At 62.7% G+C, this 26,976-nt stretch carries 20 protein-coding genes; 15 read left to right on the top strand and 5 right to left on the bottom strand.

The annotated features are described in order from the left end of the window. Positions 1 to 82 precede the first annotated feature (82 nt). The 4 genes from gcvPA to LZ496_RS03635 are packed head-to-tail and all read left to right on the top strand — an operon-like array spanning position 83 to position 4,139. On the top strand, positions 83 to 1,441 hold the full coding sequence (gene gcvPA, locus LZ496_RS03650) for an aminomethyl-transferring glycine dehydrogenase subunit GcvPA (RefSeq protein WP_249903223.1): 1,359 nt from the start codon (positions 83 to 85) through the stop codon (positions 1,439 to 1,441). Then, complete coding sequence (gene gcvPB / locus LZ496_RS03645; protein WP_436286450.1) at positions 1,438 to 3,060, top strand: aminomethyl-transferring glycine dehydrogenase subunit GcvPB; 1,623 nt, start codon at positions 1,438 to 1,440, stop codon at positions 3,058 to 3,060. The genes gcvPA and gcvPB overlap by 4 nt, the downstream gene beginning before the upstream one ends. Continuing rightward, complete coding sequence (locus LZ496_RS03640) at positions 3,060 to 3,488, top strand: ABA4-like family protein (protein WP_249903222.1); 429 nt, start codon at positions 3,060 to 3,062, stop codon at positions 3,486 to 3,488. Before gcvPB ends, LZ496_RS03640 begins: the two co-directional genes overlap by 1 nt. A gap of 3 nt (positions 3,489 to 3,491) precedes the next feature. After that, the gene (locus LZ496_RS03635) at positions 3,492 to 4,139 is read left to right on the top strand and encodes a DUF938 domain-containing protein (RefSeq protein ID WP_249903221.1); all 648 of its coding nucleotides are present in this window, start codon (positions 3,492 to 3,494) and stop codon (positions 4,137 to 4,139) included. Here the strand turns inward: LZ496_RS03635 and LZ496_RS03630 are convergent. Next, positions 4,068 to 4,724: a phosphatase PAP2 family protein gene (locus LZ496_RS03630; protein ID WP_249903220.1), complete on the bottom strand. Its 657-nt coding sequence runs from the start codon at positions 4,722 to 4,724 to the stop codon at positions 4,068 to 4,070. The two genes, LZ496_RS03635 and LZ496_RS03630, sit on opposite strands and share 72 nt — an antisense overlap. A gap of 50 nt (positions 4,725 to 4,774) precedes the next feature. Here LZ496_RS03630 and LZ496_RS03625 point away from each other — a divergent pair, with 50 nt between their 5' ends. Beyond that, on the top strand, positions 4,775 to 5,179 hold the full coding sequence (locus tag LZ496_RS03625; RefSeq protein ID WP_249903219.1) for a PilZ domain-containing protein: 405 nt from the start codon (positions 4,775 to 4,777) through the stop codon (positions 5,177 to 5,179). 30 nt (positions 5,180 to 5,209) lie between these two features. Here LZ496_RS03625 and LZ496_RS03620 read toward each other — a convergent pair whose 3' ends face one another. Beyond that, complete coding sequence (locus LZ496_RS03620; RefSeq protein ID WP_249903854.1) at positions 5,210 to 5,851, bottom strand: PilZ domain-containing protein; 642 nt, start codon at positions 5,849 to 5,851, stop codon at positions 5,210 to 5,212. A 244-nt stretch (positions 5,852 to 6,095) separates the two neighbouring features. Here LZ496_RS03620 and LZ496_RS03615 point away from each other — a divergent pair, with 244 nt between their 5' ends. Then, a complete protein-coding gene (locus LZ496_RS03615) occupies positions 6,096 to 7,037 on the top strand; it encodes a retroviral-like aspartic protease family protein (RefSeq protein WP_249903218.1) in 942 nt (313 codons plus the stop codon). A 73-nt stretch (positions 7,038 to 7,110) separates the two neighbouring features. Here the strand turns inward: LZ496_RS03615 and LZ496_RS13880 are convergent, their stop codons facing one another. Next, positions 7,111 to 8,118, bottom strand: a complete 1,008-nt coding sequence (locus tag LZ496_RS13880) for an outer membrane protein (RefSeq protein WP_283937870.1) — start codon at positions 8,116 to 8,118, stop codon at positions 7,111 to 7,113. Positions 8,119 to 8,330: 212 nt separating this feature from the next. On the opposite strand from LZ496_RS13880, the gene LZ496_RS03600 reads away from it, so the two are divergent. The 5 genes from LZ496_RS03600 (at position 8,331) to LZ496_RS03580 (ending at position 16,927) form a co-directional block, all read left to right on the top strand. Further along, on the top strand, positions 8,331 to 9,671 hold the full coding sequence (locus LZ496_RS03600) for a L,D-transpeptidase family protein (protein WP_249903217.1): 1,341 nt from the start codon (positions 8,331 to 8,333) through the stop codon (positions 9,669 to 9,671). Positions 9,672 to 9,766: 95 nt separating this feature from the next. Next, positions 9,767 to 10,282, top strand: a complete 516-nt coding sequence (locus LZ496_RS03595; RefSeq protein WP_283937868.1) for an RNA polymerase sigma factor — start codon at positions 9,767 to 9,769, stop codon at positions 10,280 to 10,282. A gap of 36 nt (positions 10,283 to 10,318) precedes the next feature. Next, positions 10,319 to 11,233, top strand: coding sequence for a FecR family protein (locus tag LZ496_RS03590; protein ID WP_249903215.1), 915 nt, complete (start codon positions 10,319 to 10,321; stop codon positions 11,231 to 11,233). A gap of 170 nt (positions 11,234 to 11,403) precedes the next feature. Next, positions 11,404 to 13,629, top strand: coding sequence for a TonB-dependent receptor (locus LZ496_RS03585; protein ID WP_249903214.1), 2,226 nt, complete (start codon positions 11,404 to 11,406; stop codon positions 13,627 to 13,629). Between the two features lie 100 nt (positions 13,630 to 13,729). Then, on the top strand, positions 13,730 to 16,927 hold the full coding sequence (locus tag LZ496_RS03580) for an autotransporter outer membrane beta-barrel domain-containing protein (RefSeq protein ID WP_249903213.1): 3,198 nt from the start codon (positions 13,730 to 13,732) through the stop codon (positions 16,925 to 16,927). Positions 16,928 to 16,992: 65 nt separating this feature from the next. On the opposite strand, the gene LZ496_RS03575 is transcribed toward LZ496_RS03580, so the two are convergent. Then, a complete protein-coding gene (locus LZ496_RS03575) occupies positions 16,993 to 18,321 on the bottom strand; it encodes a sensor histidine kinase (RefSeq protein WP_249903212.1) in 1,329 nt (442 codons plus the stop codon). Next, on the bottom strand, positions 18,311 to 19,681 hold the full coding sequence (locus LZ496_RS03570) for a sigma-54-dependent transcriptional regulator (RefSeq protein WP_249903211.1): 1,371 nt from the start codon (positions 19,679 to 19,681) through the stop codon (positions 18,311 to 18,313). Before LZ496_RS03570 ends, LZ496_RS03575 begins: the two co-directional genes overlap by 11 nt. A 181-nt stretch (positions 19,682 to 19,862) precedes the next feature. On the opposite strand from LZ496_RS03570, the gene LZ496_RS03565 reads away from it, so the two are divergent. The 4 genes from LZ496_RS03565 to LZ496_RS03550 all read left to right on the top strand — a co-directional run bounded on the left by LZ496_RS03565 (position 19,863) and on the right by LZ496_RS03550 (position 26,966). After that, positions 19,863 to 21,173 carry an efflux RND transporter periplasmic adaptor subunit gene (locus LZ496_RS03565; RefSeq protein ID WP_249903210.1) on the top strand — a complete coding sequence of 437 codons (1,311 nt, stop codon included), beginning with the start codon at positions 19,863 to 19,865 and terminating at the stop codon, positions 21,171 to 21,173. A gap of 14 nt (positions 21,174 to 21,187) precedes the next feature. Continuing rightward, a complete protein-coding gene (locus tag LZ496_RS03560; RefSeq protein WP_249903209.1) occupies positions 21,188 to 21,868 on the top strand; it encodes an ABC transporter ATP-binding protein in 681 nt (226 codons plus the stop codon). Between the two features lie 30 nt (positions 21,869 to 21,898). Next, the gene (locus LZ496_RS03555) at positions 21,899 to 24,394 is read left to right on the top strand and encodes an FtsX-like permease family protein (RefSeq protein ID WP_249903208.1); all 2,496 of its coding nucleotides are present in this window, start codon (positions 21,899 to 21,901) and stop codon (positions 24,392 to 24,394) included. 79 nt (positions 24,395 to 24,473) lie between these two features. Continuing rightward, a complete protein-coding gene (locus LZ496_RS03550; protein ID WP_249903207.1) occupies positions 24,474 to 26,966 on the top strand; it encodes an ABC transporter permease in 2,493 nt (830 codons plus the stop codon). The last annotated feature ends 10 nt before the right edge of the window (positions 26,967 to 26,976 follow it).

The raw sequence follows: 26,976 nt of genomic DNA, 5'->3' as shown, positions 1-26,976 counted from the left end.
GTCATTCCCGCGAAAGCGGGAACCTAGCCAAGCAAACAATCTGGGTCCCCGCTTTCGCGGGGATGACGAAGGGAGAGATGCAGTGAGGTATCTTCCACTCTCCGATGCCGATCGCTCTGCAATGCTCGAAAAGGTCGGGGCGAGCTCTGCCGACGAGCTGTTCCGCGATGTTCCGGAAGGACTGCTGCTCAAGGAGCCGATCGACGGCCTTCCTCTTCACGCCAGCGAAATGGCGGTCGAGCGCGAGCTCGGCGCGATGGCCCGGAAGAATATGGTGGCGGGCGAGGTGCCCTTCTTCCTCGGATGCGGCGCCTACAAGCATCACGTCCCCGCGACGGTCGACCACATCATCCAGCGCGGCGAGTTCCTGACCGCCTACACGCCTTATCAGCCGGAAATCGCGCAGGGCACGCTGCAGGTTCTGTTCGAATTCCAGACCCAGGTCGCCCGCCTGCTCGGCTGTGAAGTCGCCAACGCGTCGATGTACGACGGATCGACTGCCTGCTGGGAAGCGATCGGCATGGCCCGGCGCATCACGCGCAAGAAGAAGGCGATCCTCTCTTCGGGCCTGCACCCGCATTATTTGTCCGTATGCAAGACGATGGCTAAGTTCACCGGCGATACGCTGGAGACCGAACTGCCAACGCTTGAGGCCGCGACCGATGCGGACAGGCTGATTGCTGGCATCGATGACGAGACCAGCTGCGTCGTCGTGCAGTATCCCGACATCCTCGGCCGCATCACAGATCTGGCGCCGATCGCCGAAGCGGCGCAGGCAAAGGGCGCCCTGCTGATCGCCGTTGTTACGGAGCCAGTAGCACTGGGCGCGATCAAGTCGCCGGGCGAGATGGGTGCCGACATCGTCGTCGGCGAAGGCCAATCGATCGGCGTCGGCCTGCAGTTCGGCGGGCCCTATGTCGGCCTGTTCGCGACCCGCGAGAAATTTGTCCGCCAGATGCCGGGCCGCCTGGCCGGTGAAACCGTCGATGCGGAGGGCAAGCGCGGGTTCGTGCTGACGCTATCGACCCGCGAGCAGCATATCCGCCGCGAAAAGGCGACGTCGAACATCTGCACCAACTCCGGGCTCTGTGCGCTGGCCTTCTCGATCCACATGACCTTGCTGGGCGAGAAGGGCCTGACCGGTCTCGCACAATTGAATCACGCGCGCGCGCGTGAAGCGGCCGCGCGGCTGGGAGCGATCCCGGGCGTCCGGCTGGTCAACGACAGTTTCTTCAACGAATTCACGCTGGAGCTTCCGGTCGAGGCACGACCCGCGGTCCACGCGATGGTCGAAAAGGGCGTCCTTGGCGGCGTTTCCCTCGGCCGACTGTATCCGGGTGTCGACAGCCTGAAGAACGGGCTGGTCGTCGCGGTGACCGAAGTCGTCAGCGATGCGGATATCGATGCGCTGGAAGCTGCGCTGAAGGAGGTGTGCAAGTGACCGTCGCAACCGAAACCAAGCCAGCGAGCCCCAATCCGTCGGGATGGCGTCCGTCGGCGCCGGTGGCAGGCGAAGTCAGCTCGGCTCCAACCGTGACCGGCAACCGCGCACTGATGCTGGAAGAGCCGCTGCTGTTCGAGATTGGCAGCCGCGATCAAACCGGCGTGGACTTCGAACCCCATTCGGAAGGGACATCCCGCATGGGTGGCCTTGAACGCGATAGCCTCGACTTGCCGGGCCTCAGCGAACCCGAAGCGGTGCGCCACTACACTCGCCTATCGAGGCAGAATTACGCGATCGACCTGGGCTTGTTCCCGCTCGGCTCCTGCACGATGAAGCACAACCCGCGCCTCAACGAGAAGATGGCGCGCCTTCCGGGCTTTGCCGACATCCACCCGCTGCAGCCGCAGGAAACGGTGCAGGGCGCGCTGGAACTCATCAACAAGCTCGCCTTCTGGCTGATCGACCTGACCGGCATGCACGGCGTCGCGATGAGCCCCAAGGCCGGCGCCCACGGCGAGCTCTGCGGCCTGCTATGTATCCGTGCGGCGCTCGAAGCGCGCGGCGATGCTCGTCAGGTCGTGCTGGTTCCGGAAAGTGCCCATGGCACCAACCCGGCAACCGCGGCCTTCTGCGGCTATCGCGTCGAGAATATTCCGGCGACCAAGACTGGCCGCGTCGATTTGGAAGCGCTCAAGGCTCGGCTGGGTCCGGATGTCGCGGCAGTGATGATCACCAATCCCAACACCTGCGGACTGTTCGAGCCGGACATGAAGGCGATCAGCGATGCGGTGCACGCTGCTGGCGCCTTCGTCTATTGCGACGGGGCGAACTTCAACGCGATCGTCGGCAAGGTTCGCCCCGGCGACCTCGGCGTCGATGCGATGCACATCAACCTGCACAAGACCTTCTCGACGCCGCACGGCGGCGGCGGTCCGGGCTCCGGTCCGGTCGTGCTGTCTGAAGCGCTGGCGCCATACGGACCGCTACCGTTCGCCGCGAAATATCCCGACGGCAGCTACAAGATGGTCGAGGAAGAAACGGCCGGCGAGGAACATCCCGACGCTTTCGGTCGAATGGTCGCCTTCCATGGCCAGATGGGCATGTTCACGCGCGCCCTGACCTACATCCTGAGCCATGGCGCCGACGGCCTGGCCCAGGTGGCGGAGGACAGCGTGCTAAACGCCAATTACATCCTCCGCAGCCTGGAAGACGTACTCGACGCGCCCTTCGCCTTCTCCGGCCCGTGCATGCATGAGGCGATCTTCAGCGATAAGGGCTTCGCCGAAGGCTTCTCCACGATCGACGTCGCCAAGGCGCTGATCGACGAGGGCTTCCACCCGATGACCATGTATTTCCCGCTGGTCGTCCATGGCGCGATGCTGGTCGAGCCCACGGAAACAGAATCCAAGGCCAATCTCGACCAGTTCATCGCAGCGCTTCGCTCAATCGCCGAGCGGGCCAAGGCGGGCGACCAGGCGCTCAAGGCCGCACCTATCTATGCGCCGCGCCGCCGGCTGGACGAGACACTGGCGGCCCGAAAGCCGGTCCTGTCCTACAATAATCCGGCGCCCGATGGTTCCTCGACGGGTCTCGGGGCACATTTCGGCGGCGGCTGATGCCCTGGGGCGGGCTGTTCACCTTCGTCCATGTCGTGGCGCTCGCAGGATGGGCATTGCTCTTCCTGGCGCCGCGCGGGCCACGGGTCGCTGCCTATGTTCTCTATCTCTGCGTCGGCTTGCTGTGCCTGACTTACACGGTGATGTTCGCCAGCCAGTTCGGTTCGATTGTTGCCGGCGATTTCCTGTCCGTTGAAGGAATCAGGGCGCTATTCGCAAGCGACGGCGGGATCGTCATTGGCTGGACCCATTACCTCGCCTTCGACCTGTTCATCGGACAGTGGATCGCCAAGGACGCTGATCACAAGGGCTTCTCGCGTGTCGCGCAGGCGCCGATATTGCTCCTGACTCTGCTGGCAGGCCCGATCGGGTTGTTGATCTGGCTGGTCGTGCGCGAACGCCGCGCCCGGGCATCGGTCAGGGGCTGAAAAATGGCCGAGCCGAGTTTCCCGCCCTATAATGTCGGCGATCTCGGCCAAGGCGCGAAGCGGATGGCGCCGGCAGCGGCCCGCAATGTCGAACCGATCGGCGATGTGCTCGCGGATTGGCTTCCGAAGTCGGGACTGGTGCTGGAAATCGCGAGCGGAACGGGTGAGCATGCGCTGGCTTTCGCTCGCCGGTTCGCGGGACTCGATTGGCAGCCGAGCGATCCCGACGGCGATGCGCTTGCATCGATCGCGGCGTGGCAGGCAGACGGCCCGCCAAACTTGCTGCCGCCAGTACATTTGGATGTCTGCGCGCCGGAATGGCCGATCAAGTGGGCTGAGGCCATCCTCTGCACCAACATGGTCCATATCGCGCCCTGGGAAGCGGCGCTGGGACTGATCGACGGTTCAGCGCGGCTGCTAGGGAAGGGCGCGTCGCTGGTCCTTTACGGGCCGTGGCTGGAATCCGACGTTCCCACTGCTCCGTCAAACCTGGCTTTCGATCAAAGCCTGAAGTCGCGTGATCCGCGCTGGGGGCTGCGCCTTGTCGACGATTTCGCGCTTGAAGCAGCCTCGCGCGGGCTAATCCTTGCCGACCGGCGTGCCATGCCGAGCAACAATATCATGCTGCGCTTCGAGATGCAGGGCAGCTGATCGTTCGCCGATCGTCACTGCCAGCCCAACGGCCAATAGGCCGAAAATCCACCCGCCGAATACGTCGCTCGCCCAGTGCACGCCAAGAACGAGCCGTGTCGCCCCGACGATGAAGCTGACCGCAAGGGCAACGAGGATCGCCGGCCGTCGATAGGGTGCCGGTACTGCAATCAGCGCGATCGCCAGGAACGCGGTCATGCTGTTGGCCGCGTGTCCGCTCGGGAAGGCAAGGCTTGTCGGCAAATTCTCAACCTCCGGGCGTGGACGGCCGAACCCGTCCTTCATCAGCTCGACGGAAAGGCGTTCGAGCAGGACGGTTGCCGCCAGCAGCAGCGCCCGGCGGGGCATTCGCCTGACCAGCAGCCACAGCGTCCCGACCAATGCGGAACCCAAAGTTACATAAGCCCCGCCAATTGTGGTGAGAACTGCAGCCCACCGGGCCGCGTCAAGTGCCTCGGCGCGAAACTCGCCGAACCAGGACGCCACCGCAGTGTCCCAGCCACTGAGAGGGCCACCGCTGACCGCGAGCAGCAGGAAAAGTATGGCGAGGAACAGCGCCGTTATGGCCCGGGAAAAGATTGTCATGTCCGTCCACGTTAAACGAAGCTTTACCGCTTTCGTCTAGGTTCAGTGGAATGGACCAGAGTAGCAGTAGCCAGAACCGCAAGAATCGCCGGTCGAATGTGCTGATGTCGGCAAGCCTTGAGCTGTCCGGCACTTCGGTTCCGGTAAAGCTTCGCAACCTGAGCGCCGAGGGCGCGCTGGTCCAGGGTGACCGGCTGCCGGTCGAAGGCTCATCTGTCTTGTTTCGCAAGGGCGATCTCAGCATGCCCGGCCGAGTGGCCTGGGTGAACGGCAGGCAGGCCGGGGTCAATTTCGCGCAGAAGCTCAATCCCGACCAGCTGCTGCGCCACATCCCGACGCCCCGTCCAAGGGTGGCGCCCGATTTCAAGCGGACCGGCCTCAAGGGGACGATGACTGCCGAGGAGCGCAAGTTCGGCGAGTCCTGGGTGTGGCGCTTCCCGGCCGATACGGACTGAGCAGCCGCTTCTGCCAGCCTTCTCGCCGGTCTAGCCGGCGGCTCGATGAAGATCCCGCTGCACCTGCAACCAGGTGACAAGTTCGCCAAGCGGCATGAGCCGATTGAAGGCAATGCCGGCATGGCCGTTGGAACACCAGCAAGCGATCCCCGCCTGGGCGGGAAGGCCTGGAAGCGAGACGACGATATCGGAACCGATCGGAAGATCGGCCTCGGTGCGGATCTTTATTCCGCCCTGTGAAATGTCGCAGGCGATGACCCGGAACACATTGGCGCCTTCGCGAATGGTCGCCTGGCAATTGGTTTCGATACGAGGCATTCGCGGTCGCGGACCCTCCATCGAATTGGAAAGGACGTCGATCACGTCGATCGGTTGTTCGAAGGTGACGCCGGCGTTCTGATCGCGAACCCAGCCGACCTTGCCCTGGATGGGCTGTCCGCTCTTCAGTTCGACGATGACGCTCGTTCCGATCGCTACGCTGCAATAGAGCCGGATCATCATCCCGCCGGCCGAGATATTCTTGATCAAACAGAGTTCGCGGCGGTCTTCGACCAATATGGAACCGACCCGATAAAGGGTCATGTGTCGCTCGCCCTCTCGGCGGTCGATTTCGCCGCTGGGTGTCGGCGGCTCATCCGAAAGCGAATAGAGCGTCGTTTCAACCGGCTGCATATCCACTCGCTTGCTCCACCGAACGGGACTTCAGATGAACGCAAACTAGGTAGGCAGGACTTACCAACGGGTTGATGGCAGGTCCATTGTGGCGCGACCGTTTGTCGAATTATATCGACGTTCACGCCTAGATTTGATTGCCGCTAATTACCTTGAGGCGTAGCCTTTGGGAGAAGAACAACCTGTCAGGGGTCAGTTCGGAGCCAAGCTTATGCTTTCTCACTGGCTAACGGCCGGCCTTATCTTGGCCGGCACTCCTATCGCCGCCGAGCCTCAGCGGCTTGATATCGAGGTTGGTGTCAAGGAGCAGATCGACAATATTACAACGTCGGACGAAGTCGCCCTCAGCTCTGATGGGGCCGATCGGATGACTGTGCCCGTGTCCGTCGGCGGAACCGGGCCTTATCAGTTCCTGGTCGATACCGGTTCGGAGCGAACGGTGATTTCCAAGGAGCTTGCCAAGCAGCTTCGTCTGACCAGCGGTCGATCGGCGGTCCTTCACAGCGTGATGGGGGCCAACAACATCGATACGGTTCACATTCCCCGCCTGCAGGTCAGCAGCAACACCATCTCGGTGGTCGATGCGCCGGCGCTAGGCGCCTCCAACATCGGTGCGGACGGGATGCTTGGCATCGACAGCCTTCGATCTCAGCGCGTCCTTTTCAATTTCAAGTCCAAAACAATGTCGATCACGCCCTCCAACCAGCCCCTGGAGAGGCTTGAGGGCGACACGATCGTCGTCCGTGCCCGCTCCAAGGACGGCCGGCTGATCTTCACCAAGGCGAAGATCGACGGGCAACGCGTGTCGGTTATCGTGGATACGGGTTCCCAGGTGACGATCGCCAATATGGCGCTCCGGAAGTTGCTCATGAAGAAGGGCCATGTGCCGATCCCGGAAACGGTGACGATCGAATCCGTAACCGGGGAACAGATGAGCGCCAATGTCACTCGCGTTGCCGCCGTCGAGCTTGGCGGTGTCACTCTTACCGACTTGTCGATCGCATTCGCCGATGCGCATATCTTCCGACAACTGGATCTCGACGATCGTCCTGCGCTGCTCCTCGGCATGAATGCCATGAAAGCTTTCGACCAGATCTCCATCGACTTCGCGGCGAAGAAGGTGCGCTTCGTCCTTCCAAGCACCAGCATGCGAAAAGAGCTGAGAGTGGCGGCCGCAACCAGCTGATTCCTTCGACGTTAGCCATTGAAAAAGCCCGGGCGAGGGATGCTCGCCCGGGCTTCATCATGCCGTAGGTCGCTTAACCGCGTTCCGGCTCCGGCGGAGGCGGCGGCGGCGGCGGCGGAGGCGGCGGTGGCGGACATGCGTCCGTCGCCAGGATCACCGAACCGTCCGGGCACGTCTGCGTCGCCGGTGGCGGCGGCGGAGGCGGCGGGGGCGGCGGCGGCGGCGGGGGCGGCGGTTCCGCTCCACCGAAGTTGAACGTCAGGCTCGCCAGCAGGCTGTGCGACTTGAAGTTGTCGTCAACCGCCGGATAGACCAGCGCGTTCGTGGTCTGATTGACCAGGATCGGCGCCGTGACAGTGCCTGCGTTCACGACGTTCGGATTGCCGGCAAGGGCAAGTCCGCCTTCGTCTTCCAGGTCAACGTTACCGGTGCTGAAGTAACGATACTTCAGGCCGATATCGATGTTGGAACTGATCGCATAGCGAACGCCTGCAATCAGCTGCCATGCCCACGCATTGTCCTTTTCGTTCAATGCACGGACGCTGGCGCGGCCGAAACCGCCGCCGGCGTAGAACGAAAGTCCGTCTTCATCGCCGAAGTCGAGCAGTCCGTTGACCATCAGCGACAGGACGCCAACCTTGCCTTCGAGGGCCAGATCATCCGAAGTCAGGGCCGGCAGGCCGGGCGCACCCGGATCGCCCACGCCCGACGGACGGTTCAAGGCCGTGTTCAGACCGGCAATGAAGTCCTCATCGACGTCGAATTCGCGATCGGCCTTCTTGTATCCGAGCTCGGCTTCGAGCCGGAACACGCCAAAGTCGTAGCCGGCAATGGCGTCGACGTCCCAGCCCATGTCGAAGTCGAATCCGATCGCGTCATCGACCACCACGTCCAGGGGACCGGCGGGACCGATTGGCGTCGCAGGCGACTGCGTTGTTGAAAAATCGACCAAGGCGTCGGCATCCATGCTCTTGGGCTTCATGATGCCGCCCTCGACCCCGAAATAGGCCTGCCCGTCACGTGCTTGCGCAGGTGCTGCAATGGCCGTCACCGCTACTGCGGCTAACAAACAATACTTCATGCAGTATTCCCCTTTCTGGAACTATGCATTGCGCCAACCCCGGAATTTTTCGCCGGTTCCCTTAATTTTCTCACAATATTGGCTTTGCAGACAATTGTGACTTTAGGGCCACAGGGCGCTGGGGAAGGGCCTTTTGGCGCAATCTCATTAGCTAAGGGCTTGAACTATAAGGGGCAGCTTAGGTTAATATGGGCTTCTATAAGGAGCGGGATGTGCAGAAATTCATTTCAAAAGCCTTGGCCCTGACGGTCCTAACCTTGTTGTCAACAGCGGTAACCGCACAGGTAACCAGCACTCCCGCATCGGTACCCGCGGTCTCTTCGCTGCAGGCAAATGATGACATTTCGCGTTTCTACAACGCCAGCAAGAACGCCCCGATCTGGTTCCGTTCCGGACAGGTGGAAGCGGCGCCTTTGCTAGCTTCTGTTCTCAAGCGTTCGGCGATCGAAGGCTTCACGCGTGGCCCGCAGCTCGCCGCAGAAGTTGAAGCGGCAATTGCCAAGGCACAGACTGGCGATCCTGCCGCATTGCAGGCAGCCGACCGCACGCTTTCAGTCGCCTGGATTGCCTATGTTCAGGCCCTGCATAAGCCGACGCCTGGCATGCTTTACGGGGAAAAATGGGTCACGCCCGTGGTTCCCACCTCTTTCTCGATCCTGGGGAAGGCGCTTCGCGCGCCTTCGCTGGCCGAACACATCAAGACTATTTCGGACGTCAATCCGATCTATGCGGGGCTTCGTGACGCCGCGGTTGCCGAGGCGCAAAAGCCGGGCGGTGGCAATTCGTTGCGCTATGCCGCGAACCTCGAGCGCGCTCGTTCGATTCCGGCGACCGGCAAGTTCGTCCTCGTGGATGCCGCGACGGCTCGGCTGTGGATGTACGAAAATGGCCGTCCGGTTGATTCCATGAAGGTGATCGTCGGCGACAAGGCGAAGCTTGGCCTTCCGACGCCAATGATCGCCAGCGTCATCTGGTATGCAACGCTCAATCCCTACTGGCACGTGCCGGACCATATGGCGAAGAAGATCATCGCCAAGCGCGTTTTGAGCGACGGCGAAGCCTATCTCAAGAAGGGCGGCTACGAGGTCGTTTCCGACTGGAACGGAACCCAGGCATTGCCGCCGTCCAGCATCGACTGGAAGGGCGTTGCGGCGGGCACGACGCAGGTCAAGATCCGGCAGTTGCCTGGACCGACCAACGGCATGGGCAAGATGAAGTTCAACTTCGCCAATCCGGAAGGGATTTACCTCCACGACACGCCGAACAAGGCGCTGTTTGCGCAGAGCAATCGCGCGCTCAGCAACGGCTGCATCCGCCTTGAGGATGCCAAGCGGCTCGGCCGCTGGCTGATGGGGCGTGAGCCGGTCGCGGCGACGGCGGAAGCCGAGCAGCACGTCTCCCTGCCGCAGGGCATTCCTGTGTTCGTCACCTACCTGACGGCCCAGCCGCATATTGGTGAAGTCGCGCTGGGTCGCGACGTCTATGGCTGGGACCCTCGTCCGTCGGCGACGTCGGCTGTCGCTGCGGCACAGTCGACCGCCGCCGGCTCCTGATCCTGCGATCGGACAGCTGCCTTCAACCTAGCATTGGCTTCCTGGGGTAGCTGTCCATCCGGCGGAATGCGGCTATAGAGGCCGCCGTTTCGCCAATGCAGCATCACGGCCTCCAAGCAATATTCGAGGATAATCGCGAGCAATTGCTGCGATATCTCCGTGCGCATGGTGCCGGAGATAGTGCGGAGGATCTTCTGCAGGATCTTTGGCTGAAGGTTTCGACCAGCGTGCAAGGACCGATCGCCTCGCCGCGAAGCTATCTATTCCGTGCCGCGACCAATCTCATGATCGACGTCCGCAGATCGGAGGCGCAGCAGCAGCGGCGCGAGGTTGAATGGTCGGGCTTAACCGACCGATTGCCCCATTCGCCTGCAAACGACCCCGGTGCCGAAAGGGAAGTGGCAGGCAGGCAGGCGTTAAATAAGGTGCAGGCGGAGCTTCAAAAACTTCCGCCGCGCGCGCTTTCAATCTTTCGCCAGCATCGGATCGATGGGCTGACCCAGCGGGAAATAGCCAGCGCCATGGGCCTCAGCGCCAGCACCATCGAGAGCGATTTGCGCATCGTCTATCGGCTGCTCGACGAGCTGAAGAGGGATCTCGATGAGGAATAATCGGCTCGACTCCGTCATTCAGGGCATGAGGTGGGAATGACGCAGAGCGCCAACCAACAGGAAGCCGCGCTCGATTGGCTGGTTCGGACTAACGATCCGGACTTTGAGGCATGGGACGAGTTCACGGCCTGGCTTGAGGCCGACCCGACCAATGCCGACGCCTATCATGCGCTGGTTGAAAGCGAGGAACGGATGAGCCCGTTCGTCGAGGCGATGCCGGCTGCCGACGTGGTCGCGCCGGAGCGCAAGCGACCCCGGCTGGCCATTGCCGCCGGCGTTGCGGCCCTCGCGGCTGCGGCTACTGCTATCGTAGCGCCGCGGATGATGGCCGTGGAATATTCGACGGGACCCGGCGAAATTCGCGTCGTTTCGCTAGGCGGTCAGGATCGGCTGGTGATGAACGGAGAGACCAGGCTCGAACTGGCCGGCTTCGACCGCCGCACGGTGCACCTGGCCAAAGGGCAAGTGCTGCTCGATCTCAAGGATCCGGGCCAGGACAAGATCGAATTATTGTCGGGCGACTTGAGGCTCGTCGACGTAGGCACCGTGTTCGAGGTCGCTCGCGACGGGCAGGATACGCGGGTGGTCGTCAGCGAGGGCGCGGTGGTTGCGGACCCCGGCGGCGCGGGCCTGAAGCTGATGCCCGGGCAAAGGCTGGACACGACCGATGGCGCGGCGGTCCTTCAGGCCATGCCGGCCGATATTTCCTCGGTCGGCTCGTTCGAGCGAGGGCAGCTTAGCTATATCGACGAGCCGATTGGCCATGTCGTTGCCGACCTCCACCGGTCGACCGGTATCGACTTTTCAGCGAGCGCCGCTATTAGCGCTCGCCGCTTCAGTGGCACCTTGTCGGTCGCCGAGGTCAAGCGCGATCCGCGTTCGCTTGCGCCCCTATTGGGCGTTTCCGTCGAACAAGCGGGTCAAGGCTGGAAATTGGGAGGAAAGGTCTAGCGATTAGGACGCTGTATGCTTGCGCGTCTCTTGCCGCGCTCCTGACCCTCGCCACCCCTGGCCACGCCACTCCCAGACCGATCGATGTTCCTGCCGGAACGGTCGGGCAGGCGGCGTTTGCCCTCGGCAGGCAGGCCGGCATCAGCATCTCAATTCCGGACCGAAGCCTAATGAACCGGCCGACTCCGGCGATCCGGGGCCGAATGGAAGGCGCCGACGCACTGGCCCGACTGGCAAGGGCGAGCGGCCTGAAGCTCAAGAAGGTTGGTGCTAACTCCTTTGTGTTGACCGCGGCTCCGGCCCGGACCGCGGTTGCGCCGCCCCCACGGAAGCCCAAGCCTCCAGTGATAACCGCGTCGCGAGCCGACGTACCCGAGCCTGAACCCGAGCCTCAGGACATCATCGTCACGGCCAGCAAGCGCGATACGCTGTCGCAGCGCTTTCCTGGTCAATGGTCGCGGATCGACGGCGACGAATTCACTCCGCTTGGTGTGCCGGGGACCGAAGCGATCGAAGTCCGCACGGTCGGCTTTTCATCAACTCATCTGGGCGCCGGTCGAAACAAGCTCTTCATTCGCGGCATCGCCGATTCCAGCTTCAGCGGGCCGACCCAGTCGCCGGTCGGGCAATATTTCGGCGACATGAGGACCGGCTACAGCGGGCCGGATCCGGACCTGAAGTTGGTCGACATGGATTCGATCGAAATCCTGGAGGGCCCGCAAGGAACGCTCTACGGATCGGGCGCACTCGGCGGGATCGTGTTGTTCAAGCCGAACATGCCGCAAACGAGCCGCCTGTCCGGTCTGGCGTCGGTCGGCGTCACCTCAACCTGGCATGGGGACATGGGCTATGACGCCTCAGGCGTCTTCAACGCGCCTGTTAGCGACAGTGCCGCACTGAGGCTGGTCGGGTATCATGCCCGCGAGGGCGGCTACATCGACAATATCGCCACCGGAGAGAAGGACATCAACGATGTCGAAATCACCGGCGGCCGCGCAACCTTCAGCGCGGAGCTTGTGCCCGGCTGGTTTGTCGACATCTCCGGCGTCGCCCAGCGGATCGACGGCGACGACAGCCAATATGCCCAGGATGGGGAACCAAGCCTTTCGCGAGACAGTGTCGTTGATCAGCCCTTCTCGTCCGATTTCTCCTTGGCGAGCGTCGTCATTCGCAAGGACATGGGGCCGATCCGGTTTCGCTCGACGACCGGGGCCAGCTGGCAGGACGTCGACGAGACATTCGACGCGTCGACGGGCACCAGGATCCGTCAGCTTGATCAGCACAGCAATGCCCGGGCGGTCAGTAACGAAACGCGGCTGTGGCGGCCGATGGCCGACGGCTATAGCTGGCTGGTCGGGTTCAGCCTGATCGACCACCGCTACGATACGGCACGCGACGTCACCGAGGGGGATTCGACAACCGATCTCGCCGGCGTCGAGAATAACGTCCGCGAGACAACGCTTTACGGCGAAGCCGCATTCGAGATTCTCCCGGAGGTCGAAGCGAGCCTTGGCGGTCGCTATACAATTTCCAAGCTGTCCGGCTCCGGAGAGCATTTGAGCCCCTTTGCCGAGGCAAAGCTGGCCCAGGCGGACTCCGATCGGAAAGAGCATCGCTTCCTGCCCTCGGCAGCGCTCCTTGCACGCCCGATCGAAGGGCTCACGCTTTACGCGCGCTATCAGCAGGGTTTCCGGCCAGGCGGCCTTTCGATCGCCAACGACACCGTGCACCTTTATCGCAACGACCGATTGGGGACAGCCGAGGCCGGGTTCCGCTACGGCCAACCGGGTCGCGACCAGTTCGACTTGCAGGGGAGTGCAACGCTCAGCCGGTGGAAGGACATCCAGGCGGACTTTCTCGATCCGTCCGGATTGCCAGTGACCAACAATATCGGCGATGGCCGCGTTTGGACGCTTACGGTCAATGGCGGGGTACGCGTCACGCCGGAGCTTCGGTTTGAAGCTGGCGTCGCCTGGAACGACGGTAAGATCACGCACCCAAGCAATGAGTTCATCGCATTCGCCGGCCCTGAGATTGCCCGGCAGGGTTCGATGGAAATTCCCAACATCGCACGCATCGTCGCGCGGGGCGCTGTTGATTGGGAAACGCAATTGGGCGGCGACTGGCGATTGGAAGCCAACGCCTATGCTCGCTTCGTCGGCCGTTCCCGTCTTGGCGTGGGCCCGCACCTGGGCGACGAGCAAGGCGATTATCTGGATTCAGGGCTGATCCTGCGGTTCGCCCATCCCCGGCGTGCGATTTCCCTGACTGTCACGAATCTCACGGATGAGATCGGCAACCGATTTGCATTTGGCGCTCCGATCGCGACCGGCGCCGACCAGATCACGCCGCTCCGGCCGCGAACCATCCGCATCGGCTTCGAGCAGCCCTTTTAAAAAATTTCCAAGGCAAGTTCGCCCCGGCTCCGTCTGTCGGACTGAAGCCAGCAGCCGACCGGCCGCTGCATCTCATGTTCGCGAACTACTGGGGAATTTGATGCGTCCTTTCTTGCTTACGTCGACCTGCATTGTTGCGCTGGCCGCGCCGGTTGCTGCCGAGACCACCATTGCCAATACGGTCAACGGCCCAGTCCGCACCTCAACGGTAAAGGCGGGCGCCCCCGATGACATCCTGATCAACACCAGCGGCGTCGTGAACGGCACCGCTGCCGGCGGCGTCATCATCGACAGCAACCACAAGCTCAAGAATGACGGCACGATCCAGATCGGCAACATTTCCAACGTCGCGGGCGTGGACGTCGCGGCTGGCGTCACCAGCGACATCACCTTGAACGGCAAGATCGTCGTCGACGAATCCTACACCGCGACGGACGCGGACAATGACGGCGACCTCGACGGACCGTTCGCGACCGGATCGAACCGGTTCGGTATCCGGACCAATGGCGCGATGACCGGCAACATCCTGATCGGCGCCGCCGGCAGCATCACGGTCGAAGGCAACAACAGCGCCGGTATCATGATGGGCGGTCCGCTGACCGGCAATTTCCGGACCGACGGCAAGATCGACGTTCTCGGCAACAATTCGGTCGGCGTCCAGCTATCGGGCGTCAGCGGCAATGCTCGCCTGGCGGGGACGATTTCGGCACGCGGCGAGAATGCCATTGCGGTCCGTTCCACTGGCGACGTCGGTGGATCGATGGTGCTTCAGGGCGCAATCGTCTCGACCGGCTATCGCTTCACCACTCCGCCGAGCGATCGGACCAAGCTCGACGCAGATGACCTGCTTCAGGGCGGACCGGCAGTCTCCATCGAAGGAAGTGTCGCCAAGGGCATCATTCTCGCCGTGCCGCCGAAGGACCAGAGCTCGACGGACAATGACGAGGACGACGACGGCATCGAGGATGCCAAGGAAGGCACCGCCTCCATCATCTCCTACGGCTCGGCGGCTGCCCTCAGGATCGGTTCCGCTGGCGCAATCACGATCGGCGCTACCGAAGGGACGGGCACGGGGTTCGGCCTCATCGTCGACGGCGGCATATTGGGCGACGGGCTCTATGCAGGCGTTGACGGCAACGCGCTGCAGATCGGCGGTCTCGGAGGGACGGTCTCCATCGCCAACGGAATAGGCGTGAGCGGCACGATCAGCGCCAAGTCCTTCGACAAGAATGCGACGGCCGTGCGCCTGGGCGCAGGAACCACCACGCCGGAGCTGCGCAACGCCGGCAAGATCAACGCAACCAGCGGCAATACCGCCGGCTCGGTCGCAACCGCGATCGACATCGCGGCCGGCGCGAACCTTCCGGTCCTTCGCAACAGCGGAGAGATCAAGTCTTCGACGGGTGAGGCCGGCACGGCCGTGGCCATTGTCGACAAGTCCGGCACGCTAAACCTCATTGAAAATAGCGGTACCATCTCGGCTTCTGGCGCTGCGGCCACGTCGACCCGGAACGTCGCGATCGATCTGAGCGCCAACACGACCGGCGCTACGATCAAGCAAACCGCCGTAGGCGCAGGCTTCGCCGAACCGACGATCGTCGGCGACATCCGCCTCGGTACGGGGAGCGACACGCTGGACATCGCGGACGGAAAGCTCACTGGCAATGTCGCGTTTGGAGCAGGCAACAATCGCTTCCTCCTGTCGGGCGACGCAATCGCCTCGGGCAATCTCAGCTTTGGATCGGGCGTCGACACGATCACGACCGGCGGTACCTCCGTCTTCAAAGGTGCGGTCGATTTCGGCGGCGGCGCGGACGTGCTGACCATTGGCGGGACGTCCAAATTCACCGCCCAGCTCAGCAATTCCTCAGGCCTGGCGGTCAACGTCCAGAAGGGAACGTTCGGTGTGGTCAAATCGGCGACGATCGCGTCGCTGAACGTGACCGAAGGCGGCACCTTGGCCGTAACCCTCGACAAGACGCCGGGTGCATCGAGCATGCTCAACGTCAGCGGCTCCGCAAGCTTCGGCGCGGACTCGAAGCTGCAGCTCAATGTTGCCGACGTCGAACACGCCGAGGGCCAGTTCGTAGTGCTGAACGCAGGCACGCTGACGGGTGGAAACAACCTCACCGCGAACAACGAATTGCTGCCGTTCCTGTACAAGGGAGCGCTGACCGTTTCCGGCAACCAGATTTCCGTCGACATCAGCCGCAAGTCGGCAACGGAACTCGGGCTCAACCGCTCGGAGACCGCGGCCTATCCCGCCATTTACGAAGCGCTGGCCGAGGATGACGCCATCGGCGACAGCTTCCTCGCGATCCGCAACCAGGAGGAATTCGTCGACTCCATCCGGCAGATGCTTCCGGATCATGCCGGCGGCACGTTCGAAGCGGTGACGATGGGCGACCGTACCCTCGCGCGGATGCTGGCCGACCCCAAGTCGACCCACAAGCAAGAGGGGAATGTCAGCTACTACGCCGCCCAGGCCGTCTTCGGCTCGTCGAAGAGCATCGGCGAAACCGCCGGTTATGAGATCGGCGGCTGGGGAGCCACGATGGGCGCCGAATATGACACCAAGCTTGGCAAGTTCGGCGGTTCCTTGAGCTACATCTGGGGCAAGGACGAGGACAAGGGCAGCGACAATAAGGTCAACGCCAACCAATATGCTCTCGCAGCGCATTGGCGGCTCCAGCACGAGGGCCTGCAGGTCGGTGCCCGCGCCAGCTATTCCTACATCGATTTCGACGGCAAGCGCTTCTTCCGCGGCCAGGAAGGCGGCGAGGCGATCGAGCGTCAGATCGAAGGCAGCTGGAACGGCTCGCTATTCTCGCTGGCGGCTGACGCCAGCCAGGAGCTTTGGGCCGGGTCCTTCTACATCCGTCCGACGGCCGGCATCGAATATTATCGGCTCAGCGAAGATGGCTATGAGGAAGAGGGCGGCGGTGCTGCGCTCGACCTGACGGTTGACGACCGGACCAGTGATGAACTGGCGGTCAACGCCTTGCTGGTCGCGGGCTTCGAGATGGGCGGCTACCGCCCTGACGACAGCTTCTTCCGCATGGAAATCGAGGCGGGCCGCCGCCAGATCGTCGGCGGATCCCTCGGCGATACCACCGCGCACTTCGCCGATGGCGATGACTTCACACTCGAACCCGAAGACCGCGAAAGCGGCTGGGTCGGACGGCTTCGCGGCATCGGCGGCGGTTACGGCTTCCGCATCGCCGGCGAACTGGGTGCTGAAGAACGCGAAGAGAAGATCGGATTGTCAGCTCGGGCAAGCCTTGTCCTAGGCTTGTGAAGCCCGAGTGCCGCCGCCCCGCTTAAACACCCCCTGTATCCCGGGCGGGGCGGCGGCATTTTCAGTCAGATCATCAGTGCGATCGAAGCGCCGCCTTCCGGAGAATCCCCGGCGCTGATCGATCCGCCATGGGCCAGCGCAACCTGGCGCGCGAAGCTCAGGCCAACGCCGCTACCGCCCTTGTGCGTAGTATAGAAGGGCAGGAACACGTCCTCCCGACGCTCCGCGGGAATGCCCGGGCCATTATCGCGAACCTCGATGCGGAAGCGGCTTCCCGCTTGGCGAGTGATCGCCAGCACGACGACAGGATCGGCGACGTCGGCCGTTATCCGGAATGCGTTGCGCAGCAGGTTCAGCAGCGCCTGCGCAAGCAACTCCGGGTCGGCGCTGATCTTCAATGTCTCCGGCACAACCTCCAAAGCTGCCCCGGCATGGCGTTCGTCGGCATTGGCAAGGGCGAGACGAAGCAATTCCTCAGCCCAGGGCAGGGCCATGAACGAACGGCGGCGAACCTCCGGCGTCTGCGCGAATTCACGATAGCTCTCGACGAACCGCAATATGCCTTCGGCGCGACGCGCGACCGTCTCGGTAGCAACACGGACATCTCCCAGATCCGCGCCTTGCTGCTCCGCCGACGCGACCATTTCCGCACTGGTCCGCGCCAATGAGGTGACCGGCGTCAGCGAATTCATGATCTCATGGGTCAGCACCCGGACCAGGTCGGCCTGCGCCGCGACCTCCAGCGCTCCCAGTTCGCTTTGCACCGGCAGGATCGACAGGATCGTAACCCCGCCATCGAGCCGCGCGACCTGGGCGGAAGCAAAGATCGCCCTATGCGGAATGCCATCGATCATCAGGCGCGTGATCTTTCGCGTTCCCGGCGGAAGGTCGGCCGCTGCCGCCATCTCTGCGCCCAGTGCCAGCAAATCCTCACGCCGGGTCAGCGGCTGGCGGGCAAAAAGCTGGCGCGCGGCCTTGTTCAACAATTCAACGCGGCCTTCCTTGTCGACCGACAGCAGCGCACTCGGTGAATCGTCGACGATCGCCGAAAGATAACGCGCTTCGCCGGAAGCCTGGACGTGCCGGGCCTGGAGCGCCTTCAGCGCCGCATCGAGCGTATCGCCGAGCACGTCGAAGCCGCCGCCGCTCGGGTCGGAAAAGCGCTGCGAATAATCTTCGAATCGGACGGATTCGATGAACCGCGCAACCTGGAAATTGGTTCGGCGGATGAATTGCCAAAGGCTTGCCAGCGCCGCGAAGGCAACGAAGGCCGCGACCAGCCTGGCGGCGCGAAGGTCCGGCAAGGACAGCGAATGCATGAACAGCCAGATAGCTAGCATCAGGACCAGCGTTCGCCACGCCAGCCCGAACTCGAACCGCCTCCTAAAGCCCATGTTTTTCCATGCGCCGATAGAGCGCGCCGCGGCTCAGGCCCAATTCGGACGCGGCGAGCGAGATATTGAAGTGATGCATCCGCAAGGCACGCTCGATCATCTGCCGTTCGAGCTGGTCGAGGTTCAGGCTGCCCGGCACCAGCGATAGCGCCGCGCCCTCATGCCGCTGCGGAAGCGGGAAATCGTCGAGCCGATAGGCGGTGCCGTCCGCCATGATCACTGCACGCTCGGCGGCATGGCGCAGGGCGCGCACATTGCCGGGCCAGTCGTGCTTTACCAGCGGCTCCATCACATCCGCCGGGACAAGCCGCTCCGGGCGCTCATATTTGCGCTCATAGAGCCTGAGATAATGTTCCAGCAGCCGCGGGATGTCGTCGCGCCTCGCACGAAGCGGCGGCAGGTGGATTTCGATGGTGTTCAGGCGGAACAGCAAGTCCTGCCGGAAACGCGTTTCATCCCCCAGTCGGTCGGAAGTGAGGTTGGTCGCGGCGACGACGCGGACGTCGATGGTAACGGGACGGTTTGACCCGAGTGGGACCACTTGCCGCTGTTCCAGTGCCGTCAGCAGTTTGGGCTGCAGGTGAAGCGGCAAATTGCCGATTTCGTCCAGGAACAAGGTGCTCTGGTCCGCGGCCTTCAGCCGTCCCATCCGGTCGCCGCTGGCGCCGGTGAATGCTCCCTTGGTGTGACCAAACAGTTCGGATTCGAACAGGCTTTCCGCGGTCGCACCCAGGTCGATGGAGAGCATCGGCTGGCCGCTTCGCCGAGACTTGCGATGGATCTCGCGGGCTACGATTTCCTTGCCTGTCCCGTTCTCCCCCAGGATCAGCACATTGGCGTCCGTCGGCGCAGCGCGGTCGATCAGGGTGCGAACCCGCTCCATCGCTTCGGAATCGCCCAGCAGCGGCGTTTCGCCATTATGGCCAAGCTCGGAGCTTCGGCCGCGCTCCAGTTGTGCTTCGAGGCGTGTCTGGCGCAGCGCCGCCGCGCTTCTGACCGTGGCTGCAAGGCGCTCATTGCTCCAAGGCTTCGCGACAAAGTCGCTGGCGCCGCGCTTGATCGCCTCGACCGCGACCGACACCGCGCCATGGGCTGTAATGATGACCACCGCCGCTTCCGGGTCCGCCGTCATGATCCGGCCGAGATAGTCGAGCCCCTCGCTGCCGTCGGTGGCTGCGCGCTCGAAATTAAGGTCCAGCAGGATCGCGTCGGGTGCCCGCGCCTTGATGAAATCCTGCAGCTCGCGAGGCGATGCCAAGGTCTCGATTTCCTTGAACATGCCGCGAAGCGCGAGCTTCGCCGCAAGGGCGATATCCGGGTCGTCGTCGCAGACGACAGCAAGGTCGAAAGGGGCATCCACCGCCCGAGCCTAACGCCATTGTCCGGAAACGAACAGTGGCGACCGTGCAATCCATTTGGCACGCCAGTTGCAACGATGGCGGCATGATTAGCGGGGTCAATTTCGACATTAAGAGCAAAGCGCCGGCGAAAACCGGCCAATCACTGTCCGTTTCCGGACATTCGCTGTTCGGAGATGGACAATGAGCCTGGTGGAGTTGCGAGAAGTGAAGGGGGAGACCGGGGCAGTCAGCGGCGGGGCAATGGATCGCGTCGTCGTTCGAAAGAAGATCGACAAGCGTATCCTGATCGGTGCCGGTGCAGGCGCCGTTCTGCTTCTATTGCTGCTGTTCTGGTTGTTCGCTCCGCGTTCCGGATCGCAGACCGTCAACCCAAGCCGGCTTACAATTGCCGAAGCGAGGCAGGGCACTTTCGAGGATTTTTTACCCCTTAGAGCGCGGGTCGCACCGCTCGTGACGGTCTATTTGGACGCCGTCGAAGGGGGCCGTGTCGAGCAGCTGGCGGTCGAAGATGGCACAACTGTCGTAAAGGGACAGCTGCTCGCCATTCTTTCCAATGCTGACCTGCAACTGTCGACGCTCGCGCGTCAGACCGAGGTCGAGCAGCAGCTCAACAATATGCGCAGCCAGGAATTGGCCCTGCAGCAGACCCGAAGCGCCAACCGGCGCGAAATGAACCAGGTGCAGAACGATCTATCCAAGGCCCAGCGACTCTACGACCTGCAGCGCCCGCTGGCTGAAAAAGGGTTCGTTTCGGCCAAGACATTCAACGACACCAAGGACGACCTGCAAATGCAGCGCAGCCGCTTGGCGATCCTCAAGGGTAGCATCGCGGAAGACGAGACGCTGCAGGCGAACCAGCTCGGCCAGCTCCGCGCTTCGGCTGCTTCGATGAACCAAAGCCTTTCGATCGCGCGGGGCAGCCTCAGCCAGCTTAGCCTGCGCGCGCCGGTTTCCGGCCAGCTCAGCGGCTTCTCCATCCAGCTCGGCCAGTCGCTTCAGCAAGGCGAACGGCTCGGCCAGATCGACAGCGCCGGCCGCAACAAGCTGGAGGCCGACGTCGACGAATTCTACCTCGGCCGCGTCGTCGTGGGCCAGACGGCCAGCATCGAGGTCGGCGGCAAGACCTATGGGCTGAAGGTCGCCAAAATCTATCCTCAGGTCCGCAACGGCCAGTTCCGCATCGACCTTGTGTTCGAAGGTCCGGAACCGGCGCAAATGCAGCGCGGCCAGACCATGTCGACCAAGCTGACCCTGGGCGATTCCAGCCGTGCGGTACTGATCCCCAACGGCGCCTTCTTCAACGATACCGGCGGCAACTGGATCTTCGTGGTCGACGGCAACAGCGCCGAGCGCCGCCCGGTCCAACTCGGCCGCCGCAATAATGATTTCATCGAAGTGCTCGACGGCCTGAAGCCCGGAGAGCGCGTCATCACCTCAACCTATAGCGGGCTGGTCGACAAGGACCACCTCAGCTTCGACACCGACGAGTAGAAGGGGAACGTTCCATGCTGACCATGACCGGCCTGACCAAGACCTACCGGACCGATTCCGTTGAAACGACCGCGCTCGACGCGATCGACCTTGATATTGCCGACGGCGAATTCGTCGCGATCATGGGCCCGTCCGGATGCGGCAAGTCGACCCTTCTCAATGTGATGGGCATGCTCGATAGCCCGACCGAAGGATCATATGTGTTCAACGGCCATGAGGTCGCGGGCCTCACCGAGGCCAAGCTGGCGGATACCCGCAAAAGCAACATCGGCTTCATCTTCCAGAGCTTCAACCTGGTCGACGAGCTGACGGTCCGCGAGAATGTCGAGCTCGCGCTACTCTACCACAACATCCCTGCGGGCGAGCGCAAGTCGCGGGTCGATCGCGTGCTCGACAAGGTCGGGATCGCCCACCGCGCCAAGCATCGTCCGACCCAGCTGTCGGGCGGCCAGCAGCAGCGCGTCGCCGTTGCCCGCGCCCTGGTCGGAGAGCCGAAGCTGATCCTCGCCGACGAGCCGACCGGCAACCTCGATACGGCCCATGGCGAGGAAGTGATGCGGATGCTTCGCCAGCTCAACCAGGAGGGCTCGACGATCGTCATGGTTACCCACTCGCCGGCCCATGCCGACTTCGCCTCGCGCGTCGTCAACATGCTCGACGGTCGTATCCTCCAGGAACGGCGCCGCGCCGCCTGATTGCACTCGGTTCGAAGGGAATAAGCCGCGATGTGGCGCAATTACTGGACGGTGGCGGTTAGGGCGCTTGCCAAGAGCAAGACATATTCGATCATCAATATTGCCGGTCTCGCGATCGGCATGGCCGCCTGCATCATGATCCTGCTCTATATTCGGTACGAGCAGAGCTATGACAAATGGCTCCCGGATCATGCGAACACCTACCAGTTCCAGGCCTGGTATCCGAACCCGGAATCGGGCGGTGATCCGGCGTTGCTGCAAATGTCCGCCTATGTGACCAAGGACCGGATCAAGAAGGATTTCCCGCAGGTCACGGACGCCGTCTACGTCCAGGACAATGGGCCGGTCTTCCTGAAGGACGGCCAGGCGACGTCGACCGAAGACTATCTGTTCGCGGACGACGACATGCTGAAGGTGATCAACCTTCCGCTGCTCTCCGGAACGACCCTTACCGCGCCGCAGACGGCGGTGATCGCGCAGGACGAGGCCATCGCCCGCTACGGCACCGATCAGGTGCTGGGACGCACGCTGACGGTGATCTCGCGCGGCCAAAAGCGTGATTTCAAGATCAATGGCGTGCTCAAGAATATACCCAAGAATTCGAGCATGAAGGTCAAGGCGGTCCTGCGCCTCGATTATCCGACCTTCAACGCCGACAATCCGCAAATCCTCACTTGCTGGGGTTGCCAGAACGGTTGGGTCTATCTGAAAGTCCGGCCCGGCACCGACGTGTCGAAGATGGAAGCGCAGCTTCCGGCCTGGGAAAAGCGCAACATCCCTGACGAGCCGAACGGCGACATCATGTACAACGCCGGCCAGGAGCAGGACTGGCATTTCGTCAACATCGCGGACGTCCACCTAGGCAAGGGGCAGGATGGCACCATAACCCCGGGCAACGACCGGCAGACGATCACCACTTTCGCAGTGATCGCCTTGCTGATCCTCGGAATGGCGGTGGTCAATTTCACCAATCTCGCCACGGCCCGGGCCAGCCAGCGTGCTCGCGAAGTGGCCTTGAGGAAGGTTCTCGGTGCGAACCGGCGCCAGCTCATCATCCAGTTCGTCGGTGAATCGATCCTGATCTCCGCCGCTTCGATGCTGTTGGCGTTGACGCTGGTCGAGCTGCTGGTGAAGCCTTTCGCTGCATTCCTCGATGCGGATCTGCAGCTCAACTACCTCGGTCAGGGCGGGATCCTGCTTCCGGCGATCGTGCTGACCTTGCTGGTCGGCGTCATCAGCGGGCTCTATCCGGCTTTCTTCCTGTCGCGGTTCCAGCCGGCGCAGGTCTTGAAAGCCAATCGCTCCGCCGCTGAAACGCCGGGTTCCGGACGTCTTCGTACCGCGCTGGTGGTGATGCAGTTCGCGGTTTCGATCGGGCTCATCATCTGCACCGCGGTCATCTACGGTCAGACGGTCTACGCCCGGTCGGCCGACCCCGGATACAAGCGGGATCACATCCTCCAGGTCGATGAACTGGGGCGTGCCCAGCTCTATCCGCTCGGCGAGACGATCGTGAATCAGATGAAGCGCATCCCTGGTGTGACCGCTGCTTCGCTTGCCGATATAGGCGTCGCGACCACCAACAACAGCAATTCGGGCATCATTCCGCCCGGTGCAAACAAGCAGGTCCTGATCGGCCAGTACAATGTGGGCGCCGATTATTTCGACGCGATGGGTCTCACCTTGAAGGCCGGCCGCTGGTTCGATGCCAGCCGTCCGATCGACGATACGACCATACCATTTCCGCAGAACCTGGACGTCGAGAAATCGATCGCCCAGCGCGGAATCCACGTCGTCATCAACGAACTTGCCGCCCAGCGGCTAGGCTTCAAATCGCCTCAGGATGCGGTCGGCAAGGTGGTGAAGAGTGAGCTCTTGTCACCGGAAGCGGGCATGGTGAACATCACTATCATCGGTGTGGTCGGCAATAGCCGGTTCCGCACGGTCCGCACCCCGATCGAACCGATCATGTTCCGCAAGGTTACGACCGGATCGGCGTGGATGATCGTCCGCTACAATGGCGATCCCGCGACGGTAAAATCCGCCGTAGAGCGCCAGTGGAAGCAGATCACCAACGAGGTGCCGTTCAACGCCAAGTTCAGCGAAGACGTGATTGGCGAGGCATATGAGCAGGAAGATGCCCGCGCGCAGATGTTCGCGGCCTTCTCCTTGCTCGCGGTGGTGATCGGTTGCCTCGGCCTGTTCGGCCTCGCCGCCTTTACCGCCGAGCGGCGGACCAAGGAGATCGGCATTCGCAAGGTGCTGGGAGCCCGCACCCGCGACATCGTGCGCCTCTTGGTCTGGCAGTTCAGCCGTCCGGTTATCGTCGCCAACATCATCGCCTGGCCGGTGGCCTGGTGGATGATGCGCGACTGGCTGAACCAGTTCGACGATCGGGTCACTCTGGGCCCGGCACCGTTCGTGGCGGCCGCACTGATCGCGCTCACCATCGCCATCGTCACGGTCATCAGTCACGCGTTCAAGGTGGCGAGAGCCAACCCCATTCACGCACTGAGGTACGAATAACGGAATATCGCCGGGCCGAACCCGCTTCGCTGCTGGTTCGGCCCCCTTCGCAGCCAGGATTTGGACGAGGACAGGAACGATGTGGCGGAACTATTGGACGGTAGCTGTTCGGGCGCTCGCCAAGAGCAAGACCTATTCGATCATCAACATCGCCGGCCTCGCCATCGGCATGGCCGCCTGCATCATGATCCTGCTCTACATCCGTTACGAGCAGAGCTACGATAAGTGGATCCCGGACGCTGAGAACACTTACCAGTTCCAGACCTTCGGCAAGAACCCGGACACGGGCGAAGAATTCGCCTTCCAGATGGCGTCCTACACGACCAAGGAACGCATCGAGAAGGACTTCCCGCAGGTCGAGAACGGCGCCTACATCCTCGGCACGGAGCCGGTCTTCCTGAAGGACGGGCAGGCCACCGCTACCGAAGACTATAAATATGCCGACGAAGACTTCCTGAAGGTCGTCAACCTGCCGCTGGTGGCCGGAACGACCCTCACCGCGCCGCAGACCGGTGTCGTCACCCAGAGCGAGGCGATGCGCCGCTATGGCACCGAAGACGTCGTCGGAAAGACGCTGACGGTCATTTCCCGCGGCATCAAGCGCGACTTCAAGATCACCGGCGTCCTCAAGGATGTGCCGAAGAATTCGCACATGAAGATCAACGCCATCCTACGCCTCGACATGGCGGCCTTCTTCAAGGACGATCCCTTCTTCCTGAGCTGCTGGGGCTGCCAGTCAGGCTGGGTCTATCTGAAACTGAAACCGGGCACCGATGCCAAGAAGCTGGAAGCGCAGCTTCCCGCCTGGGAAAAGCGCAACATCCCGGACGAGGACACCGGCGGCATCAAGTTCAACCAGGGCGATTTCCAGGAATGGAAGTTCACCAACGTTAGCGACATCCACCTCGGCGAGGCCAAGGATGGCGAGATGACGCCCAGCAATGAGCAGCAGACGATCACGACCTTCGCGATCATCGCCGCACTGATCCTCGGCATGGCTGTCGTGAACTTCACCAACCTAGCCACGGCGCGCGCAAGCCAGCGCGCCCGTGAAGTCGCGCTTCGGAAGGTGCTTGGGGCCAATCGCAAGCAGCTGATCATCCAGTTCGTCGGGGAATCGATCCTGATCTCCGCCGCATCGATGCTTCTGGCATTGGCGCTGGTCGAACTGCTGGTGAAGCCGTTCGCGGCGTTCCTCGATGCGGACCTGCAGCTCCACTATCTGGGCAGCGGCGGTATCCTGTTGCCGGCCATCGGCCTTACCTTGGCGGTCGGTATCGTCAGCGGCCTCTATCCGGCCTTCTTCCTGTCGCGGTTCCAGCCGGCGCAGGTGCTCAAGGCCAACCGATCCGCTGCTGAAACGCCGGGTTCGGGTCGCCTGCGCGCGGCCCTGGTCGTGTTGCAGTTCGCGGTTTCGATCGGCCTCATCATCTGCACCGCGGTCATCTACGGCCAGACGGTGTACGCGCGCTCGGTCGATCCGGGCTACAAGCGCGACCATATCCTCCAGGTGGACGAACTCGCCCGCGCCCAGCTCTGGGATACCGGAGAATCCATCGTCGAGCGGATGAAGCGGGTGCCGGGCGTTACCGCGGTCGGGCGCACCGACATCGGCGTCAACACGTCGAACAACAACAACAACTTCATCATCCCGCCGGGCAGCACCAAGCAGATCCTGATCGGCCAATATAATGTCGACGAGGGCTTCTTCGACGCCATGGGGCTGACGATGAAGGCCGGGCGCTGGTTCGATCCGAACCGGCCGATGGACGACATGACCACCCCGTTCCCGACGGACGTCGAAGTGGAAAAAGCGCTGACCGCGCGCGGCGTCAACGTCGTCCTCAACGAATATGCCGTCCGCCAGCTCGGCTTCAAATCGCCGCAGGACGCGGTCGGCAAGACCGTGCGCAGCGAGATGTTCTCGCCCGACACCGGCATCACCGACGTGCACATCATCGGCGTCGTCGGCGATACCCGCTTCCGTTCGGTCCGCACGCCGATCGATCCCATCATGTTCCGCAACGTCAACAAGGGTCCGGCGTGGATGATCGTCCGCTACGACGGCGATCCCGCGACCGTTCGCTCGGCCGTCGAGCGGGAATGGAAGCAGATCACCAACGAGGTGCCGTTCAACGCAGAGTTCAGCGAGGACGTGATGAAGGAGCTGTACGAGGCAGAGGATGCTCGCGCGCAGATGTTCGCGGCATTCTCCATGCTGGCGGTCGTCATCGGCTGCCTCGGCCTGTTCGGTCTCGCGGCGTTCACCGCCGAACGGCGGACCAAGGAAATCGGGATCCGCAAGGTATTGGGGGCCCGGACTCGCGACATCGTGCAACTGCTGGTCTGGCAGTTCAGCCGTCCGGTCATCGTCGCCAACATCATCGCCTGGCCGGCCGCCTGGTGGCTGATGCGCGACTGGCTGAACCAGTTCGACGACCGGATCGACCTTGGTCCCGCGCCGTTCGTGGTGGCCGCGCTGGTCGCGCTCACCATCGCCATCGTCACGGTAATCAGCCACGCCTTCAAGGTCGCGCGGGCAAACCCGATCCACGCTCTTCGTTACGAATAAAAAGGGGAGC

The organism is Sphingomonas caseinilytica, assembly GCF_023516455.1.
In the GTDB taxonomy this organism is placed as follows: domain Bacteria; phylum Pseudomonadota; class Alphaproteobacteria; order Sphingomonadales; family Sphingomonadaceae; genus Sphingomicrobium; species Sphingomicrobium caseinilyticum.
This window is presented reverse-complemented; position numbering and strand designations above follow the sequence as displayed.